This is a genomic window from Delftia sp. PX-1, assembly GCF_055797465.1.
In genome coordinates this window covers 5,492,785-5,509,055 of record NZ_CP184763.1, presented here as the reverse complement: position 1 = coordinate 5,509,055, position 16,271 = coordinate 5,492,785, and the positions used below count along the sequence as shown (strand labels likewise).

At 69.4% G+C, this 16,271-nt stretch carries 9 protein-coding genes; 7 read left to right on the top strand and 2 right to left on the bottom strand.

Features of this window, described 5'->3' with window-relative positions:
* Positions 1-51 precede the first annotated feature (51 nt).
* Both ACN20X_RS25165 and ACN20X_RS25160 read left to right on the top strand, forming a co-directional pair.
* Entirely contained in the window at positions 52-522 is a 471-nt protein-coding gene (locus ACN20X_RS25165; RefSeq protein ID WP_016445807.1) for a Rid family detoxifying hydrolase, read from the top strand.
* A 27-nt stretch (positions 523-549) separates the two neighbouring features.
* Positions 550-2,034 (top strand): aminotransferase class V-fold PLP-dependent enzyme, encoded by a 1,485-nt coding sequence (locus ACN20X_RS25160; protein WP_016445808.1) that lies wholly within the window; start codon positions 550-552, stop codon positions 2,032-2,034.
* A 157-nt stretch (positions 2,035-2,191) separates the two neighbouring features.
* Here ACN20X_RS25160 and ACN20X_RS25155 read toward each other — a convergent pair whose 3' ends face one another.
* Together ACN20X_RS25155 and ACN20X_RS25150 are read right to left on the bottom strand one after the other, a co-directional pair.
* Positions 2,192-2,953, bottom strand: coding sequence for a LytR/AlgR family response regulator transcription factor (locus ACN20X_RS25155; protein WP_252651460.1), 762 nt, complete (start codon positions 2,951-2,953; stop codon positions 2,192-2,194).
* Entirely contained in the window at positions 2,934-4,088 is a 1,155-nt protein-coding gene (locus tag ACN20X_RS25150) for a sensor histidine kinase (RefSeq protein ID WP_473210013.1), read from the bottom strand. Before ACN20X_RS25150 ends, ACN20X_RS25155 begins: the two co-directional genes overlap by 20 nt.
* Positions 4,089-4,279: 191 nt before the next feature.
* Here ACN20X_RS25150 and argH point away from each other — a divergent pair, with 191 nt between their 5' ends.
* From argH to ACN20X_RS25125, 5 genes are all read left to right on the top strand, one after another.
* Positions 4,280-5,761 (top strand): argininosuccinate lyase, encoded by a 1,482-nt coding sequence (gene argH / locus ACN20X_RS25145; RefSeq protein WP_016445811.1) that lies wholly within the window; start codon positions 4,280-4,282, stop codon positions 5,759-5,761.
* Positions 5,762-5,786: 25 nt separating this feature from the next.
* Positions 5,787-6,785 (top strand): Bug family tripartite tricarboxylate transporter substrate binding protein, encoded by a 999-nt coding sequence (locus ACN20X_RS25140; RefSeq protein ID WP_473210012.1) that lies wholly within the window; start codon positions 5,787-5,789, stop codon positions 6,783-6,785.
* 450 nt (positions 6,786-7,235) lie between these two features.
* The gene (locus ACN20X_RS25135; RefSeq protein ID WP_473210011.1) at positions 7,236-13,298 is read left to right on the top strand and encodes an alpha-2-macroglobulin family protein; all 6,063 of its coding nucleotides are present in this window, start codon (positions 7,236-7,238) and stop codon (positions 13,296-13,298) included.
* Between the two features lie 89 nt (positions 13,299-13,387).
* Complete coding sequence (locus ACN20X_RS25130; protein ID WP_016445816.1) at positions 13,388-13,915, top strand: DUF2867 domain-containing protein; 528 nt, start codon at positions 13,388-13,390, stop codon at positions 13,913-13,915.
* A 206-nt stretch (positions 13,916-14,121) separates the two neighbouring features.
* The gene (locus ACN20X_RS25125; protein ID WP_026062436.1) at positions 14,122-16,209 is read left to right on the top strand and encodes a BCCT family transporter; all 2,088 of its coding nucleotides are present in this window, start codon (positions 14,122-14,124) and stop codon (positions 16,207-16,209) included.
* Positions 16,210-16,271: the final 62 nt, after the last annotated feature.

Below are 16,271 nucleotides of genomic sequence, written 5' to 3'. Positions count from 1 at the left end.
TGCGCGGCACGGCAGTGGCAGTTTGTATTCTTGTTTCAGAAAGGCAATACCATGGATATTCGATCGAACCTGCGGCGCGTGGCGCTGGCATGCGGTGTGGCGGCGGCGGTAGCGACGCTGGCGGGCTGCGCCGCGCCCCACAAGCGCGAGGTGCTGTCCACCACGCAGATCTATCCGGCCATCGGCCCGTATTCGCAGATGGTGGCGCATGGCAACACGATCTACTTCTCGGGCGTGCTGCCGCTGAACGCGCAGGGCACGGCCATCCAGGGCACGACCATCGAGGAGCAGACGCGCGCCGTGCTGGACCACATCGGCGCCAAGCTCAAGTCCCAGGGACTGGGCTATGAGGATGTGCTGTCCACCTCGGTCTTCATGAAGGACCTCAACGAGTTCGCCGCCATGAACAAGGTCTATGGCGAGTACTTCAAGACCGGCGCCCCCGCTCGGGCCACGGTGGAGGTGGCGCGCCTGCCGCGCGATGTGAAGATCGAAATCTCGGCCATCGTCGGCCGCCGCTGACCGCTTGCGCAACGACAGGAGGACCGCATGAACGCACGACACCCCCAGATCGCGGCCGAGCAGGCCACATCCCTGACCGCCACTGCGGCCGCCGGCGAATCCGGCTATCCCGCGCGCTGGACTTCCAAGCGCCGCGACTTCCTGCGCATGCTGGGCTACGGCACCGGCGCAGCCACGCTGGGCCCGCTGCTGGCTGCCTGCGGCAGCGGCAATGCCCAGACCTCGGCCGCTGCGCTGCGCGAGCAGCTCATGCGTGACGAGGCCTTCTGGACCGACGTGCAGAGCATGTTCATCCTCAAGCCCGAGAAGACCTACATGAACATCGGCACGGCGGGCTCTATGCCCAAGCTGGTGCTCGATGTGTTCGATACCGAAAACCGCAAGAAGGCCGCCGACTCGGGCAACGGCTACAGCAACCTGCTGGACCTGCGCAAGCAGGTGGCGCCGGGCTTTGGCGTGGATGCCGACGAGCTGGCCTTCTCGGCCAACACCTCCTCGGGCATGTGCCACGCCATCCTGGGCATCGACTGGCAGCGTGGCGACGTGGTGGTGACCACCAACCACGAGCACGGCGGCGGCGACACGCCGCTGAAGATCGCCCAGGACCGCTACGGCATCGAGGTCTCGCGCATTGCGCTGCCCGTGGGCAACAACCAGACGGCCGCCACCTACGTGAACCTGTTCGACGAGCGCATCCGCGCGCTCAAGGCCCAGGGCAAGCGCGTGCGCGCCATGATGTGGTCCTCTCCCACCTACAAGACCGGCACCATGCTGCCCATTGCCGACCTGATGGGCGTGGTCAAGGCGCACGGCCTGATCAGCATCGTGGACGGCGCCCACCTGCCGGGCATGATGGCCTACAACTATGCGGAGCTGGGCATGGACTTCATGTCGGGCGCGGGCCACAAGTGGCAGTGCGGCCCGGGCTCCACGGGCATCCTCATCATCCGCAACAAGATCCGCGCCTCCAACCCGCTGCCCCTGCCCAAGTGGTACCCGGTGCACACCAGCGCCTACCCGGCGCTGGAGCGCACGACCACGGCCAAGGAGACCTACGACATCGCCGCCTCGGTCACTTCCTGCGGCAGCGTGCACACGCCCATGTTCATGGCGCTGGCCCAGGCCTGCGCGCAGTGGGACAGCATCGGCCGCAAGAAGATCGAGACCTATGACCTGACGCTGTCGTCCTACCTCAAGGAAAAGATCGTCGAGCGCTGGGGCGTGGACTCGCTGTACTCGCCCAAGGACGATCCCAAGCTGCTGTCGGCGCTGACCTGCTTCAACCCGTTCCAGAACAAGGACGACGTGATGAACGGGACCAAGTCCTCGACCTTTGTGGCGCGCATGCTCAGCGACTATCCGCAGGGCTTCGTGATCCGCAACTCCAACTTCCCCGTGATCGGCGCGGCGGCAGACCACTACGGCGTGCGCGTGTCCACGCACCTGTGGCATGACGCGCGGGACATCGATCTGCTGGTGGATGCGATGTGGGATCTGTCTAGAAAAATGTAGCCCCTGAGGCGCTGCGCGCCTTCCCCCCGAGGGGGACGACACCCTCGCTGCGGGGCGGCCCTTGCTCGGTGTCCCTCGCGTTGGGCCATGCTTGTGTTGCGGGCGTGCTTTCTGACGCGGGGGGCTGTCTTGGGCCGGGCTCCTTGAGCCCTGCGCCTCAGCCGGGCTGTCCTTCGTCGCGGATGGCGGCGCGGACCTGGGGGAGCTGGCGGCGCGAGACCATGAGCAGTTCGGGGATGCCGTGCAGGCGCAGGGCCCAGCCTTCGCCTTCGGTGGGGTCGTCGTGGCGTTCCAGGGCGCGCAGGGCGCTGCGGGCCACCAGCGCGTTGCGGTGCACGCGCAGCAGGTGATCGGCGTGGCGGGCCTCCAGTTCGGCCAGTGCACCGTCGAGGATGTAGCTGCGGCCCACGGTGCGCACGGTCACGTATTTCTGTTCGGCCTTGAGGTAGAGCACTTCGGACAGGGGCAGGCGCACGGTGGCGCCCCGGTCCTGTATCAGCAGCACGGGGCCGCCGTCGCGTTCGGCCGTCTGGTGCGCGGCCGTGCGCGCGGCCTTGGCCAGGGCCTGCTGCAGGCGTTCGCGGCGCACGGGCTTGGTCAGGTAGTCGGCAGCATCCAGGTCGAAGGCCTCGACCGCGTGGCCGGCATGGGCGGTGACGAAGACCACGGCAGGCGGCAGCGGCAGGCGGCGCAGCATATGGGCCAGGGCCAGGCCGTCCTGGCCGGGCATGTGGATGTCCAGCAGTGCCAGCTCCACGGGGCGCGGGCCCGGCGCCTGCAGCACGGCCATGGCCTGGCGGGCGTCCGCCGCCTCGCTGACCTGGTGCGGGCCGCTGCCCGTGCATGCCTGCACGTCGGCCAGCAGGGTGCGCAGCCGCGCGCGGGCCAGGGCTTCGTCGTCAACGATCAGGATGTGCATGGTGCTTCTTCTTCGATAAAGCCTTCGTGGGTTGGCTGGCAGGCGTTGCCAGCGGCAGGCTGATGCGCACCACGAAATGCCCGTTGAGCGTGCGCGCCGTGAGGTGGGCCTGCAGGTCGTGCAGCAGCGACAGCCGGGCGCGCACATTGGCCAGCGCAATGCCGTTGCCGCGCGTGCCGGCTGCGCTGGCGGAATCGATCTCGGAGGGCAGGGTGTTGGTGATGCGCACCTCCACCAGATCGCCACGGCGCTCGGTGCGCACCTGCAGCTTGCCGCCGCGTGCGCTGGGCTCCACGCCATGGCGTATGGCGTTTTCCACCAGCGGCTGCAGCAGCAGCGGCGGCAGCAGGGCGCCGTGGGCGGCAGGGTCCAGTTGCCAGCGCACCTGCAGCCGTTCGCCAAAGCGCACCTGCTCGATGGCCAGGTAGCGCTGGGCCAGCTCGATCTCCTCGGCCAGCGTGGTCGTGCTGTGCGGCTCGGCCAGCGCATAGCGGAACAGGTCGCTGAGGTCCTCCAGCAGGGCCTCGGCCTTGGCGGGCTCGGCGCGCACCAGGGCGATGGCGCTGTTGAGCGTGTTGAACAGGAAATGCGGGCGTATGCGCGACTGCAGCTCGGCCAGCCGCGCCTGCGTGTCGGCGGGTGCGTGGCCGCGTGCGCGCAGCACCAGGGCTGCGACCAGCAGGGCTGCCAACAGTCCGCCGGACACGGCGCTGGCCAGCCAGGGGGCGCTGGTGCCGCCGGCCAGGTGCAGCATGGCGCAGGCATACAGCCCGGCCGCCATGCCCAGCAGCACGCCGGCCGCGTACTGGCCGGAGGCGGGCAGCCGCTGCAGCGGGTGCTTGAGCAGGCAGGCGGCCACCAGCCAGACCAGCGTGCCGGGCAGGCAGGCGCCGGTCAGCAGGGCCATGCCCTGCAGCCACTGCAGGGGCGAGTCGGCACCGAACATCGAGGCCGTTGCCACCACGGCCTGCACAAACAGCACGGCGCGCAGCACCACGCCTACGTTGCAGGCGTCAAAGACCAGCGCCGCAGGCAGGGGCGGGGGGGCAGTGGTGGGGGTCGGCTGGGTCGGCAAGGGGCGGCAGGTAGTGTTTCGGCGGGTGGGGTTCGCGCCGCATGCCCGGATTATGGTCATGCCGGGCGGGCCTGCACAGCGGTCACACCGCCCATGCACACCCATGCACGCCCATGCAGGCCCGTGTAGGCCCCTGCACGGGCGTGGTGCCGCCCAGGTCGATAGAATCTTCGCTTCCTGCCTGCGCCGGGGGGCGATGCCGCCCGCCGCCTGCGCTGCCTGCACAGCCCCATCGAAGATCGCGTCCTCACATGTCTGCCAATCAACCAACGTCCGCCTCGCACAACCAGCTCGATACCAAGGCCCAGGCCTGGTCCGCTCTCTTCGAAGAGCCGATGAGCGATCTGGTCAAGCGCTATACCTCCAGCGTGTTCTTCGACAAGCGCCTGTGGCAGGCCGACATCACGGGCAGCCTGGCGCATGCCGAGATGCTGGCGGCCCAGGGCATCATCGCCGCCGCCGACCATGAAGCCATCCGCAAGGGCATGGCGCAGATCACGCAGGAGATCGAGTCCGGCCAGTTCGAGTGGAAGCTCGACCTGGAAGACGTGCACCTGAACATCGAGGCCCGCCTGACCCAGCTGGTCGGCGACGCCGGCAAGCGCCTGCACACGGGCCGCAGCCGCAACGACCAGGTGGCCACCGACGTGCGCCTGTGGCTGCGCGGCGAGATCGACCTGATCGAAGGACTGCTGGGCGAGCTGCAGCTGTCCCTGGTCGAAGTGGCCGAGAAGAATGTGGACGTGATCCTGCCCGGCTTCACCCACCTGCAGGTGGCCCAGCCCGTGAGCTTTGCCCACCACCTGCTGGCCTATGTGGAAATGTTCAAGCGCGACGCCGAGCGCATGCTGGACCTGCGCCGCCGCGTCAACGTGCTGCCGCTGGGCAGCGCCGCCCTGGCCGGCACCACCTACCCGCTGGACCGCGAGCGCGTGGCCCGCACCCTGGGCATGGAAGGCGTCTGCCAGAACTCGCTGGACGGCGTCAGCGACCGCGACTTCGCCATCGAATTCACCTCGGCCGCCAGCCTGTGCATGGTGCACGTGAGCCGCCTGTCCGAAGAGCTGATCATCTGGATGAGCCAGAACTTCGGCTTCATCCGCATCGCCGACCGCTTCACCACCGGCTCGTCGATCATGCCGCAGAAGAAGAACCCCGACGTGCCCGAGCTGGCACGCGGCAAGACCGGCCGCGTGGTCGGCCACCTGATGGGCCTGATCACCCTGATGAAGGGCCAGCCCCTGGCCTACAACAAGGACAACCAGGAAGACAAGGAGCCGCTGTTCGACACGGTGGACACCCTGAAGGACACGCTGCGCATCTTCGCCGAGATGATCGGCGGCCAGGCCGACCCGGCCACGGGCGGCAAGAAGGGCGGCATCACCGTCAACGCCGAAGCCATGCGCGCCGCCGCACTCAAGGGCTACGCCACCGCCACCGACCTGGCCGACTACCTGGTCAAGAAGGGCCTGCCCTTCCGCGACGCGCACGAGACCGTGGCCCATGCCGTCAAGCTGGCCTCGCAAAAGGGCGTGGACCTGACCGAGCTGCCGCTGGCCGAACTGCAGGCCTTCAATCCCGGCATCGAGGCCGACGTCTTCGAGGCGCTCAGCCTGGAAGGCTCGCTCAATGCGCGCAACACCCTGGGCGGCACGGCGCCGGCCCAGGTGCGCAAGCAGCTGGCAGGCCACCAGGCGCGCTTGAATGCACGCCTGAACGCGCGCCTGGGCTGATCCCCCCGTTCGCCGGAGCCACGCCATGACATCCTCCCGCCGCCAACTGCTGACGGGGGCGCTGCGCGCCGCCGGCGCAGTGACCGCCGTTGCCGCCTCGTCCGTCCTGGCTCCGCTGGCCTGGGCCCAGCCGGGGCAGGCCATTCGCATCCTCGTGGGCTTTCCGCCGGGCGGCGGCACCGATGCCATCGCACGCCTGCTGGCCGACCGTCTCAAGGACGTGCTGGGCACCACGGTGCTGGTGGACAACCGCCCCGGCGCGGGCGGCCAGATCGCGGCGCAGCAGCTCAAGGCGGCTGCGGCCGATGGCCACACGCTGTTCCTCACGCATGACCACACCATCTCCATCCTGCCCCAGGTGGTGAAGAAGCCGGGCTTCGACCCGGCCCATGACTTCGTTCCCGTGGCCGGCTTTGCCACCTTCGTGAACGCGCTGGCGGTCTCCGCCAGCACGCCGGCGCGCAACCTCGCCGAGTATGTGGAGTGGGTGCGCCAGGGCGCAAAGCGCGGCAGCATCGGCATACCCGCGCCCGCGTCCACGCCGGAATTCCTGGTCAGGCTGCTGGGCGAGCACTACAGGCTGGACCTGGTGGCCGCGCCCTACCGGGGCAGCGCGCCCATGCTGGCCGACATGCTGGGCAACCAGATCCCGGCCGGCATCGCCTCGGTGCAGGACTTCATGGAAAACCACAAGGCCGGCAAGCTGCGCGTGATCGGCGTGCTGGGCACGCGCCGCCAGGCCACCATGCCCGAAGTGCCCACGCTGGCCGAGCAGGGCGTCAAGGGCTTCGAGGACACGCCCTACTACGGCATCTACGCGCCGCGCGGCACGCCCCAGGCCTTCATCGACCGCTTCTCCGCCGCCGTGGCCGCCGTGCTCAAACAGCCCGATGTGCACGAGCAGCTCACCGCCCTGGGCCTGACCGTGGGCCACATGCCGCCCGCGCAACTGGCCGAGCGCGAGCAGGCCTATACCCAGGTCTGGAAACGCATCATCCAGACCAGCGGCTTCCAGCCGCAGTAAGACAGGCGGACTGCGGGGCGACAGCCTCCGCGGCCGGCAGGCGCTGTGAACCGGCAAGCGCTGTGTCTTGGTGCTGCCATCGCCGGGGTTGGCAGCGCGGCGTGTGGCGCGAATCCTTGTGATCAGACATATATGACGCCCTTGTGCGTCGATGTCTTACAGATGGATACACCGCAGACCCGGTTCCGGGCACCCGCAGCAGGGCCTGCAGCGGATGCGGCCCGGTATCATCCCGCGCAGTGGTTTTCAGCCGCAGCGGATGCGGCCCTGCATTCGGCGCATGCGGGCGGCGGGCATCTGCCTCGTTGCAGCCCTTGCCGCCGAGCCCTGCCGCAGCGCAGGGCTTTTCATTTGCAGCCTGTGCACCGTGCACGGCGCGCGCCGCAGCGCTGAAAGCCTGCTCATTCCAAGAAAACACCGGGCCATCTGAGCCCGACAGAAGGGATTGCCATGGGGGTGCTTCGCACGACAGCGATCAAGGGGTTCCAGAGTCCGCCGGCGCACGGCCGGGCCTGGGGCCGGTGGGGTTTGGGCCTGCTGCTGGGATCGGTGGCGCTGGCGGCGCAGGCCGTGGGCGTGCGCCAGTTCAGCCCGCAGGGAGAGGTGGCCAAGGTCGAGCAGGTGGTGGTGCAGTTCGATGGCACGGCCGTGCGCTTTGGCGACCCCAAGGCGGCCGCGCCGGTCACGCTCAGCTGCAGCGATGCGGCGGCCACCCAGGGCACGGGCCGCTGGAACAGCGACCGCGAATGGGTGTTCGACTTCAAGCAGGCCCTGCCGCCCGGCGTGCGCTGCACGGCCCAGCTCGTGGCCGGCTACAAGTCGCCTGCGGGCACGGCCGTGACGGGCGCTGCCAGCTACCAGTTCCAGACCGGCGGCCCGGCCGTGCTGGACATGGCACCCGACACCTATGAACAGATCGACGAGGAGCAGTACTTCGCTCTGCGCCTGTCGGGCCCGGCCACCGTGCAAAGCCTGCAGCAGCACATGTGGTGCACGGCCGAAGGCGTGGGCGAGCGCATTCCCGTGCGCCTGATCGAAGGCAAGGAGCGCGACGAGCTGCTCAAGCACCGCGGCTGGGACAAGGCCGCTGCCAAGAACCCGCTGCAATACGCCACGCTGGCCTGCAACCGCCGCCTGACGGCGGGCACGACCATGAAGCTGGTCTTCGGCGCCGGCATTGCCACGCCCAACGGCGTGGCCAGCCGCCAGGACAAGCGCTTCGAGTACCGCGTGCGCGAGCCCTTCGCCGCCGAGTTCAGCTGCGAGCGCGAGAACGCCCAGGCCGCCTGCCTGCCGATCCGTCCCATGCGCCTGCGCTTCAATGCCCCCGTGCCGCGCAAGCTGGCCGAGGGCATTCGCCTGAGCAGCGGCGCCTCCAAGGTGGCGCCCGTGATCGACAGCGAATACGGCGAAAAGCTCAGCGAGGATTCGCTGGTGCAGAACCTGAGCTTCCCGGCCACCATGCAGGCCCAGGCGCGCTACACGGTGGAGCTGCCTCCGCAGTTCAAGGACGCGGCAGGCCGCAGCCTGAGCAATGCCGACATGTTCCCGCTGCAGGTGGCCACGGGCGCGCTGCCGCCGCTGGCCAAGTTCGCGGCCTCGCCCTTCGGCATCGTCGAGCGCTACGCCGAAGGCCCGGACGGCCCGGCCCTGCTGCCCGTGACGCTGCGCAATGTGGAGTCCGAGCTGGCCACCAGGTCCCTGGATGCCAGCCGCGTGAGCACCAAGCAGCCCGGCAGCGATGCCGAGATCATCGCCTGGATGCGCCGCGTGGCCGACTACGAGTCCTCCGACATGGACCGCAAGCGCGCCTCGCGCGACATCAAGGGCCCGCTGCCGCCCGTGATCGACAACGAAAACCGCGACTATGTGCAGACGCGCATGCTGTCGCTGCTGGCCGGCCAGGGCGACGTCAAGACGCTGGAGCTGCCCAAGCCCGCCAAGGGCGATCCGCGCCCGTTCGAGGTGGTGGGCATTCCGCTCACGCCGGGCTTTCATGTGGTCGAGATCGCCTCGCCGCTGCTGGGGCAGTCGCTGCTCGATGAGCGCTACGGCTCGGCGCGCAGCATGTATGTGCGCACCTCGGCCCTGGTGACCAACCTGTCCGTGCACTTCAAGCTCGGCCGCGAGAACGCGGCCGCCTGGGTCACCACGCTGGACAAGGGCCAGGCCGTGGCCAATGCCAGGGTCCAGGTCTCCGACTGCAATGGCAAGGTGCTGACCTCGGCCACCACCGATGCCAGCGGCGTGGCGCGCCTGGACGGCCTGTCGCCCGAGCCGCCCCAGTGCACGGGCGGTGTCGGCTACCGCTCGCCGGCCTACTTCGTCAGCGCGCGCGCCCAGGGCAAGGACGGCCAGCAGGAGCTGGCCTTCACCTGGAGCGACTGGCAGCGCGGCATCGAGTCCTGGCGCTTCAACGTGCCCACCAGCCGCAGCGCCCAGCGCGACGAAGTGGCCCACACCATCTTCGACCGCACGCTGCTGCGCGCCGGCGAGACCGTGTCCATGAAGCACCTGATGCGCACCCAGACCGGCATCGGCCAGGGGCAGGGCGGCTTTGCGCTGCCCGAGCAGCGGCCCACGCAACTGGTCATCACCCATGAAGGCAGCGGCCAGCAGTACACGCAGCCGCTGCAGTGGCGTTCCACGGGCACCGGCGGCCTGAGTGCGGAAAACAGCTTCTCCGTGCCCAAGGGCGCCAAGCTGGGTTCGTACTCCGTGGAGCTGCGCGGCGAGGGCAACGGCTCGCGCGGGCGCAACAACCGCTTCGGCACGGGCAGCTTCCGTGTCGAGGAATTCCGCCTGCCCGTGCTCGAAGGCCGTGTGGGCCCCGAGGGCAAGCAGGCCCTGGTCGGCGTCTCCAGCCTGCCGGTGCAGGTGCAGGTGAACTACGTCTCCGGCGGCCCGGCCGCCAATTTTCCGGTGCGCGTGTCCGCCCTGGTGCGCTCCACCTGGATGGACCGCAGCGACTGGCAGGGCTTCAGCTTCTCGGCACCGCGAAGCGCCCAGGACACGGGCCAGAGCGATGACGAGGAGGCCACGGCCGCCCAGGACAGCAAGGTGGTGGCCGACAAGCTGCCCGTGACGCTGGACCGTGAAGGACTGGGCAAGCTCAAGATCGAGAACCTGCCCAAGCTGCGCGAGCCGCGCGAGCTGCTGATCGAGGCCACCTATGCCGACCCCAATGGCGAGGTGCAGACCCTGCGCAGCACGCAGATGCTGTGGCCCGCGGCCATCGTGGCCGGCGTGCGCGCCGAAAGCTGGATCACCACGGGCCGCAAGCTCCAGTTCCAGGCGCTGGCCCTGGGCGTGGACGGCAAGCCCCAGGCCGGCGTGCCGGTCAAGGTGGAGGCCATCTCCCGCGTCACCACCAGCAGCCGCAAGCGCCTGGTGGGGGGCTTTTACAGCTACGACAACCAGACCGCGCTCCAATCCATGGGCACGGTGTGCACGGGCAACAGCGATGCCCAAGGCATGGTGCAGTGCGAGGCCCAGCTGTCGCAGCCCGGCGAGGTCGAGCTGATCGTCACCGCCTCCGACAAGGACGGCCGGCCCGCCCAGGCCGCCTCCAGCGTCTGGGTCACGCGCCAGGGCGAACTGTGGTTCGGCGGCGAGGACCATGACCGCATGGACGTGCTGCCCGAAAAGCGCAGCTACGAGCCCGGCGAGACCGCGCGCTTTCAGGTGCGCATGCCCTTCCGCTATGCGACGGCCCTGGTCGCCGTGGAGCGCGAAGGCATCGTCAGCACCCAGGTCATGCAGCTCAATGGCCAGAACCCCACCGTGGAGCTGAAGGTCCAGCCCGACTGGGGGCCCAACGTCTACGTGAGCGTGCTGGCCCTGCGCGGGCGGCTGCGCGAGGTGCCCTGGTACAGCTTCTTCACCTGGGGCTTCAAGGCGCCGCGCGAGTGGTGGAATGCCTTCTGGCACGAGGGCAAGGAATACATCGCGCCCACGGCCCTGGTCGATCTGTCCAAGCCCGCCTACCGCCTGGGCATGGCCGAGATCCGCGTGGGCACCAAGGCCCATCGCATCGACGTCAAGGTCACGGCCGACCAGGCCAGCTACCAGGTGCGCGGCACCGCCAAGGTCACCATCAGCGCCACGCTGCCCGACGGCAAGCCCGCCGCTGGCGCCGAGGTGGCGCTGGCGGTCGTGGACCAGGCCCTGCTGGAGCTCATGCCCAACACCAGCTGGCAGCTGGCCGACGCCATGCTGCGCCGCCGCGAGTGGGGCGTGCAGACCTCGACCGCGCAGATGGAGGTGATCGGCAGGCGCCACTACGGCCGCAAGGCCGTGGCCGCTGGCGGCGGCGGTGGCCGCAGCCAGACGCGCGAGCTGTTCGAGACGCTGCTGCTGTGGAATCCGAGCGTGGTGCTGGACGCCCAGGGCAAGGCCCAGGTCAGCGTGCCGCTCAACGACTCGCTGACCACCTTCCAGGTGGTGGCGGTGGCCGACCATGGCGTGTCGATGTTCGGCACGGGCCAGGCGCCCATCCGCACGGCCCAGGACCTGCAGATCATCAGCGGCCTGCCGCCGCTGGTGCGCGAGGAGGACCAGTTCCGTGCCATGGTCACGCTGCGCAACACCTCGGCCAAGGCCATGAAGGTGCAGGTCACGCCGCGTGCCACGCTGCTGGAGCTGGCAGCGCAGACCGTGGAGATTCCCGCGGGCGAGGCGCGCGAGGTGGGCTGGAACGTCACCGCCCCGGCCCAGCTGGGCCAGACCCGCGCCGAGTCGCTGATCTGGGAGATCGAGGCCCGTGACACCGCAGGTGGCGACAAGCCCGCCAGCGACAGGCTGAAAGTCAGCCAGCGCATCATCCCGGCCGTGCCGCTGACGGTGCAGCAGGGCACGCTGATGCAGGTCGATGGCAGCATCAACCTGCCCGTGCAGCTGCCGGCCGACGCGCTGGCCGGCCGCGGCGGCCTGCGCATGTCGCTGGCGCCCAAGCTGGCCGAAGGCCTGCCGGGCGTGCGCGACTGGTGGGCGCGCTATCCCTACAGCTGCCTGGAGCAGGTCACCAGCAAGGCCGTGGGCATGAGCGACGCCACGCTGTGGCAGTCCACCATGGGCCAGCTGCCCAGCTACCTGGACAGCGACGGCCTGGCCAGCTACTTCCCGCTGGCCGGCGACGGCTCGGGCCGTGCGGCCCGCGGCAGCGATACGCTGACGGCCCACCTGCTCAACCTCTCGGCACTGGCACAGGGCGTGGACAAGCGCTTCGTGCTGCCGGCGGCCGAGCGCGAGCGCATGGAAAACGGCCTGATCGCCTTCGTCGAAGGCCGCATCCAGCGCAGCTTCTGGAGCCCGCGCAAGGACCTGGACATGCGCAAGCTGGCCGCCATCCAGGCGCTGGCGCTGACGGGCCGCGCCAATCCGCGCATGCTCGACAGCATCACCATCGCGCCCAACGACTGGCCCACGCATGCCGTCATCGACTGGGTGGCCCTGCTCAAGCACATGCGCGAGCTGCCCCAGCGCGAACAGCAGCTGGCCCAGGCCCAGCAGATCCTGCGCGCCCGCCTGAGCTACCAGGGCACGCGCGTGGCCTTCAGCAACGAGCAGGACGACCAGTGGTGGTGGCTGATGCAGGGCCCCGAGGTCAACCTGGCCCGCCTGATGCTGGTCAACATGGACGACCCGACGTGGAAGGAAGAGCTGCCGCGCCTGGCCAACGGCTTCATCTCGCGCCAGAGCAATGGCGCCTGGGGCACGACCACGGCCAACCTGTGGGGGACGCTGGCACTGCAGCGCTTCTCGCAGCAGTTCGAGGCCACGCCCGTGACGGGCGCCACCCAGGCGGCTTTGGGCGCGTCCCAGGCCCGCGTGGAGTGGAGCCAGGTCACGCGCATGCGCGCCAGCGACAGCGAGGGCGCGGCGCACCAGGCGTCCAGCTTCGGCGCGACCACGGTGGTCGGCGGCCTGCGCAACAACACCATGTTCCTGCCCTGGAGCGCGGTGGGCGAGGCCCGCAAGGGTCAGCTGACGGTGACCCAGCAGGGCACGGGCAGGCCCTGGCTCACGCTGCAGTCGGTAGCGGCTGTGCAGCTGAAGGCGCCGTTCAGCGCCGGCTACACCGTCACGCGCACGGTCAAGCCCGTGGAGCAGGCCGACAAGAGCCTGCCCGCAGGCCAGTACTCGCGCGGCGACGTGCTGCGCGTCACGCTGGAGGTGCAGGCCCGCACCGACATGACCTGGGTGGCCATCACCGACCCCGTGCCCACGGGCGCCACCATCCTGGGCGGCGGTCTGGGGCGCGACTCGGAGATCGCCTCGGGCGGCGAGCGCGCAGAAGGCGCGGGCTGGCTGGCTTATGAAGAGCGCAGCTTCGAGGCCTACCGCGCCTACTACCAGTACCTGCCCAAGGGCAATACGCGCGTGGAGTACACCGTGCGGCTGAACAATGCCGGCGACTTCGCGCTGCCGCCCACGCGGGTGGAGGCACTGTATGCGCCCGAGATGTTCGGCGAGGCTCCCAACGCCCGCATCAAGGTGGGCGACAAGCGCTGATGCAGCGTTGATGGCGCCCTGACAAGGGGGCGGCCCTGCGGCCTATGATGGCTGCAGGACCGCCCCCTTTTTTCATCACCCTCCGCTCCATGGCACAAGTCATCCTCTCCCCGGTTCCCGCGGGCAGCGCCCTGCAGGACCGCCTCAAGACCGCCTATTTCCACGACAGCTACCAGCTGCAATTGCCGGACGACGGCAGCAGCCCCATGGCGCTGTACCTGCGCTGCGTGGGCCGCACGCCGGGCTGGATCGACTTTCTGATGCGCCTGCGCAACCGCGTGGTGGCGCCCTTCGGCATCAAGGACCTGGGCACGCTCAGCGGCGTCGATGCGCAGCGCCAGCCATCGAGCTACCGCGTGGGCGACCGCGCCGGCATCTTCCGCATCCATGCGCTGAGCGATGGCGAGGTGGTGCTGGGCGACAGCGACCGGCACCTGGACGTGCAGGTCTCCCTCATGCGGCTGCCCGGCCCCGAGGGCGCGCCGTCCGCCACCTTCACCGCCGCCATGTCCACCGTGGTCCATGTGCACAATGCCCTGGGCCGCATCTACATGTTGGGCGTGGCGCCGGCCCACCGCGTCATCGCCCCGGCCGTGGTGGCCAGGCTGGCCGGCTGACCTGGCCTGAAGGCATCACGTCAGCAAAACGGAAGCCTTCAGGGCCTGCGTCCGACGCGGGCAGACGCGAAGAGTCACGATACTTGCGGCCTTTGCCCGGCGGACATACCCCGAGCAGGGAACGCGGCCCGCCCCACAAGGGCAAGGCTGCCACCATTGCGAATCGGTTCCCGGGCACACCATTGATCACAAGAGAGAGAGGGTCTATGCCAGACATGAACACCGATCCCCGCACGGCGCCACCGGCAGCTCCGCCACCGGATGCGCCGCAGGCGGCCACGCCATCGCCTGCAGAGCCTGCACCGCGCATCACGTTCTCGGGCCCCGTCGTCATTCCTTCCCTGCTGGTGCTGGGCCTGCTGCTGCTGTACTGCGGCTTCATGCCCGACAGCGCCGACCGGCTGTTCTCCAGCGCCCAGGCCTGGGTGGTGGGGCACATGGACTGGTTCTATGCCGTCTCGGTCACGCTGTTCCTGGTCTTTCTGATCTTCGTCGCGTCCAGCCGCTTCGGCGACATCCGCCTGGGTCCCGATGATGCGGAGCCCGAGTTCAGCTTCATCTCCTGGACCGCCATGCTGTTCGCCGCCGGCATGGGCATCGGCCTGATGTACTTCGGCGTGGGCGAGCCGCTGCAGCACTTCCTCAAGCCGCCCACGGCCGTGCCTTCCACGCCGGCCGCCGCACGCGAGGCCCTGCAGTCCACCTTCTTCCACTGGGGCTTCCATGCCTGGGCCGTCTACGGGACCATGGGCCTGGTGCTGGCCTACTTCGGCTTTCGCTACAACCTGCCGCTGACCATGCGCTCGGGCCTGTACCCGCTGCTGGGCAAGCGCATCAACGGCCCCATCGGCCACAGCGTGGATGCCTTCGCGCTGGTGGGCACCATCGCGGGTATCGCCACCACGCTGGGCTACGGCGCGCTGCAGCTGGCCGCCGGCCTGCACACCCTCACGGGCTGGGACACCTCTGCGGCGGCTTTCCGCATCGCGGTCATCGTCATCGTGGTCTGCCTGGCCGGGCTGTCGGCCGTCTCGGGCCTGGACAAAGGGGTGCGGCGCCTGAGCGAGTTCAACCTCATGCTGGCCTTCATCCTGCTGGCCTTCGTCATCGTCGCCGGGCCCACGGTCTTCCTGTTCGAGGCGCTGAGCGAGAACATCGGCAACTACGTGTCTGGCCTGGTGCAGCTGTCGTTCCGCACCTTTGCCTACGAGCCGCCCAGCCAGGAAGGCTGGTTCGGCGGCTGGACCATCCTCTACTGGGCCTGGTGGATCTCCTGGTCGCCCTTCGTGGGCATGTTCATCGCACGCATCTCGCGCGGACGCACCATCCGCCAGTTCGTGACCGGCGTGCTGCTGGTGCCCACGGCCTTCAACCTGCTGTGGATGACGGCCTTCGGCAACAGCGCCATCTGGATAGACACCCACGTGGCCATGGGCGCGTTGGGGCAGACGGCCTCGAACGTGGATGCGCTGCTGTTCCGCTTCTTCGAGTACCTGCCCTGGTTCAAGCCCGTGGCCTGGCTCACCATCGTGCTCATCGCGGTGTTCTTCGTCACCTCGGCGGACTCCGGGGCCTTCGTGGTGGACAACATCGCCTCGCGCGGCCATGCGCGTTCGCCGGTCTGGCAGCGGCTGTTCTGGGCTGCCGTGCTGGGCGCGACGGCCATGGTGCTGATGCTGGCCGGCGGCCTCAAGGCGCTGCAGGCCATGACCCTGGTGGCGGCCCTGCCGGTGGCCGTCATCATGCTGGCGCTGTGCTACGGGCTGTGGCGCGGCCTGCTGGCCGACCGCGCGCACTTCTCGCCCGACCTGGCTCCGGCCACCAGCTTCTGGAGCGGCCAGCACTGGCGCAAGCGCCTGGAGCAGATCGTGCACCAGCCCTCGCGCGCCGATGTGCGCAGGTTCCTGGCCGGCGTGGTGCTGCCCGCCATGAACGAGGTGGCAGCCGAAATGCACAAGCGCGGCGTCGAGGCGGTGGTCACCGAGGACCTGGACGGCGAGGGCGCCGTGCGCCTGACCGTGCCCGATCCCTCGCTGCGCGACTTCGTCTACGGCGTGCGCGCCACGCGCCGCACGGTGCCCACCTTCCTGGTGAGCGAGGCGGCCAACGAGCAGGAGCGCCGCCATGTCTACGAGCCCATCACGTTCTTCGAGGACGGACGCCTGGGCCACGACATCCAGTACCTGCGCAGCGAGGAAGTCATCGCCGACATCCTGCGCCACTACGAGCGCTACCTGTCGCTGAGCGCCGACCAGCGCACGCATCTGCTGAACCGGGCGCCGGGCCACAGCTGAGCCGTGCCTGGCAGCGCCGCCGTCGCGGCACCCCGGGCCTTTGGGTAAACACCGGGGTGCCA

Coding starts and splice junctions, on each gene's coding strand:
- ACN20X_RS25165 (WP_016445807.1), top strand. CDS start 52: ATGGATATTCGATCGAACCTGCGGCGCGTGGCGCTGGCATGCGGTGTG.
- ACN20X_RS25160 (WP_016445808.1), top strand. CDS start 550: ATGAACGCACGACACCCCCAGATCGCGGCCGAGCAGGCCACATCCCTG.
- ACN20X_RS25155 (WP_252651460.1), bottom strand. CDS start 2,953: ATGCACATCCTGATCGTTGACGACGAAGCCCTGGCCCGCGCGCGGCTG.
- ACN20X_RS25150 (WP_473210013.1), bottom strand. CDS start 4,088: ATGACCATAATCCGGGCATGCGGCGCGAACCCCACCCGCCGAAACACT.
- argH (WP_016445811.1), top strand. CDS start 4,280: ATGTCTGCCAATCAACCAACGTCCGCCTCGCACAACCAGCTCGATACC.
- ACN20X_RS25140 (WP_473210012.1), top strand. CDS start 5,787: ATGACATCCTCCCGCCGCCAACTGCTGACGGGGGCGCTGCGCGCCGCC.
- ACN20X_RS25135 (WP_473210011.1), top strand. CDS start 7,236: ATGGGGGTGCTTCGCACGACAGCGATCAAGGGGTTCCAGAGTCCGCCG.
- ACN20X_RS25130 (WP_016445816.1), top strand. CDS start 13,388: ATGGCACAAGTCATCCTCTCCCCGGTTCCCGCGGGCAGCGCCCTGCAG.
- ACN20X_RS25125 (WP_026062436.1), top strand. CDS start 14,122: ATGCCAGACATGAACACCGATCCCCGCACGGCGCCACCGGCAGCTCCG.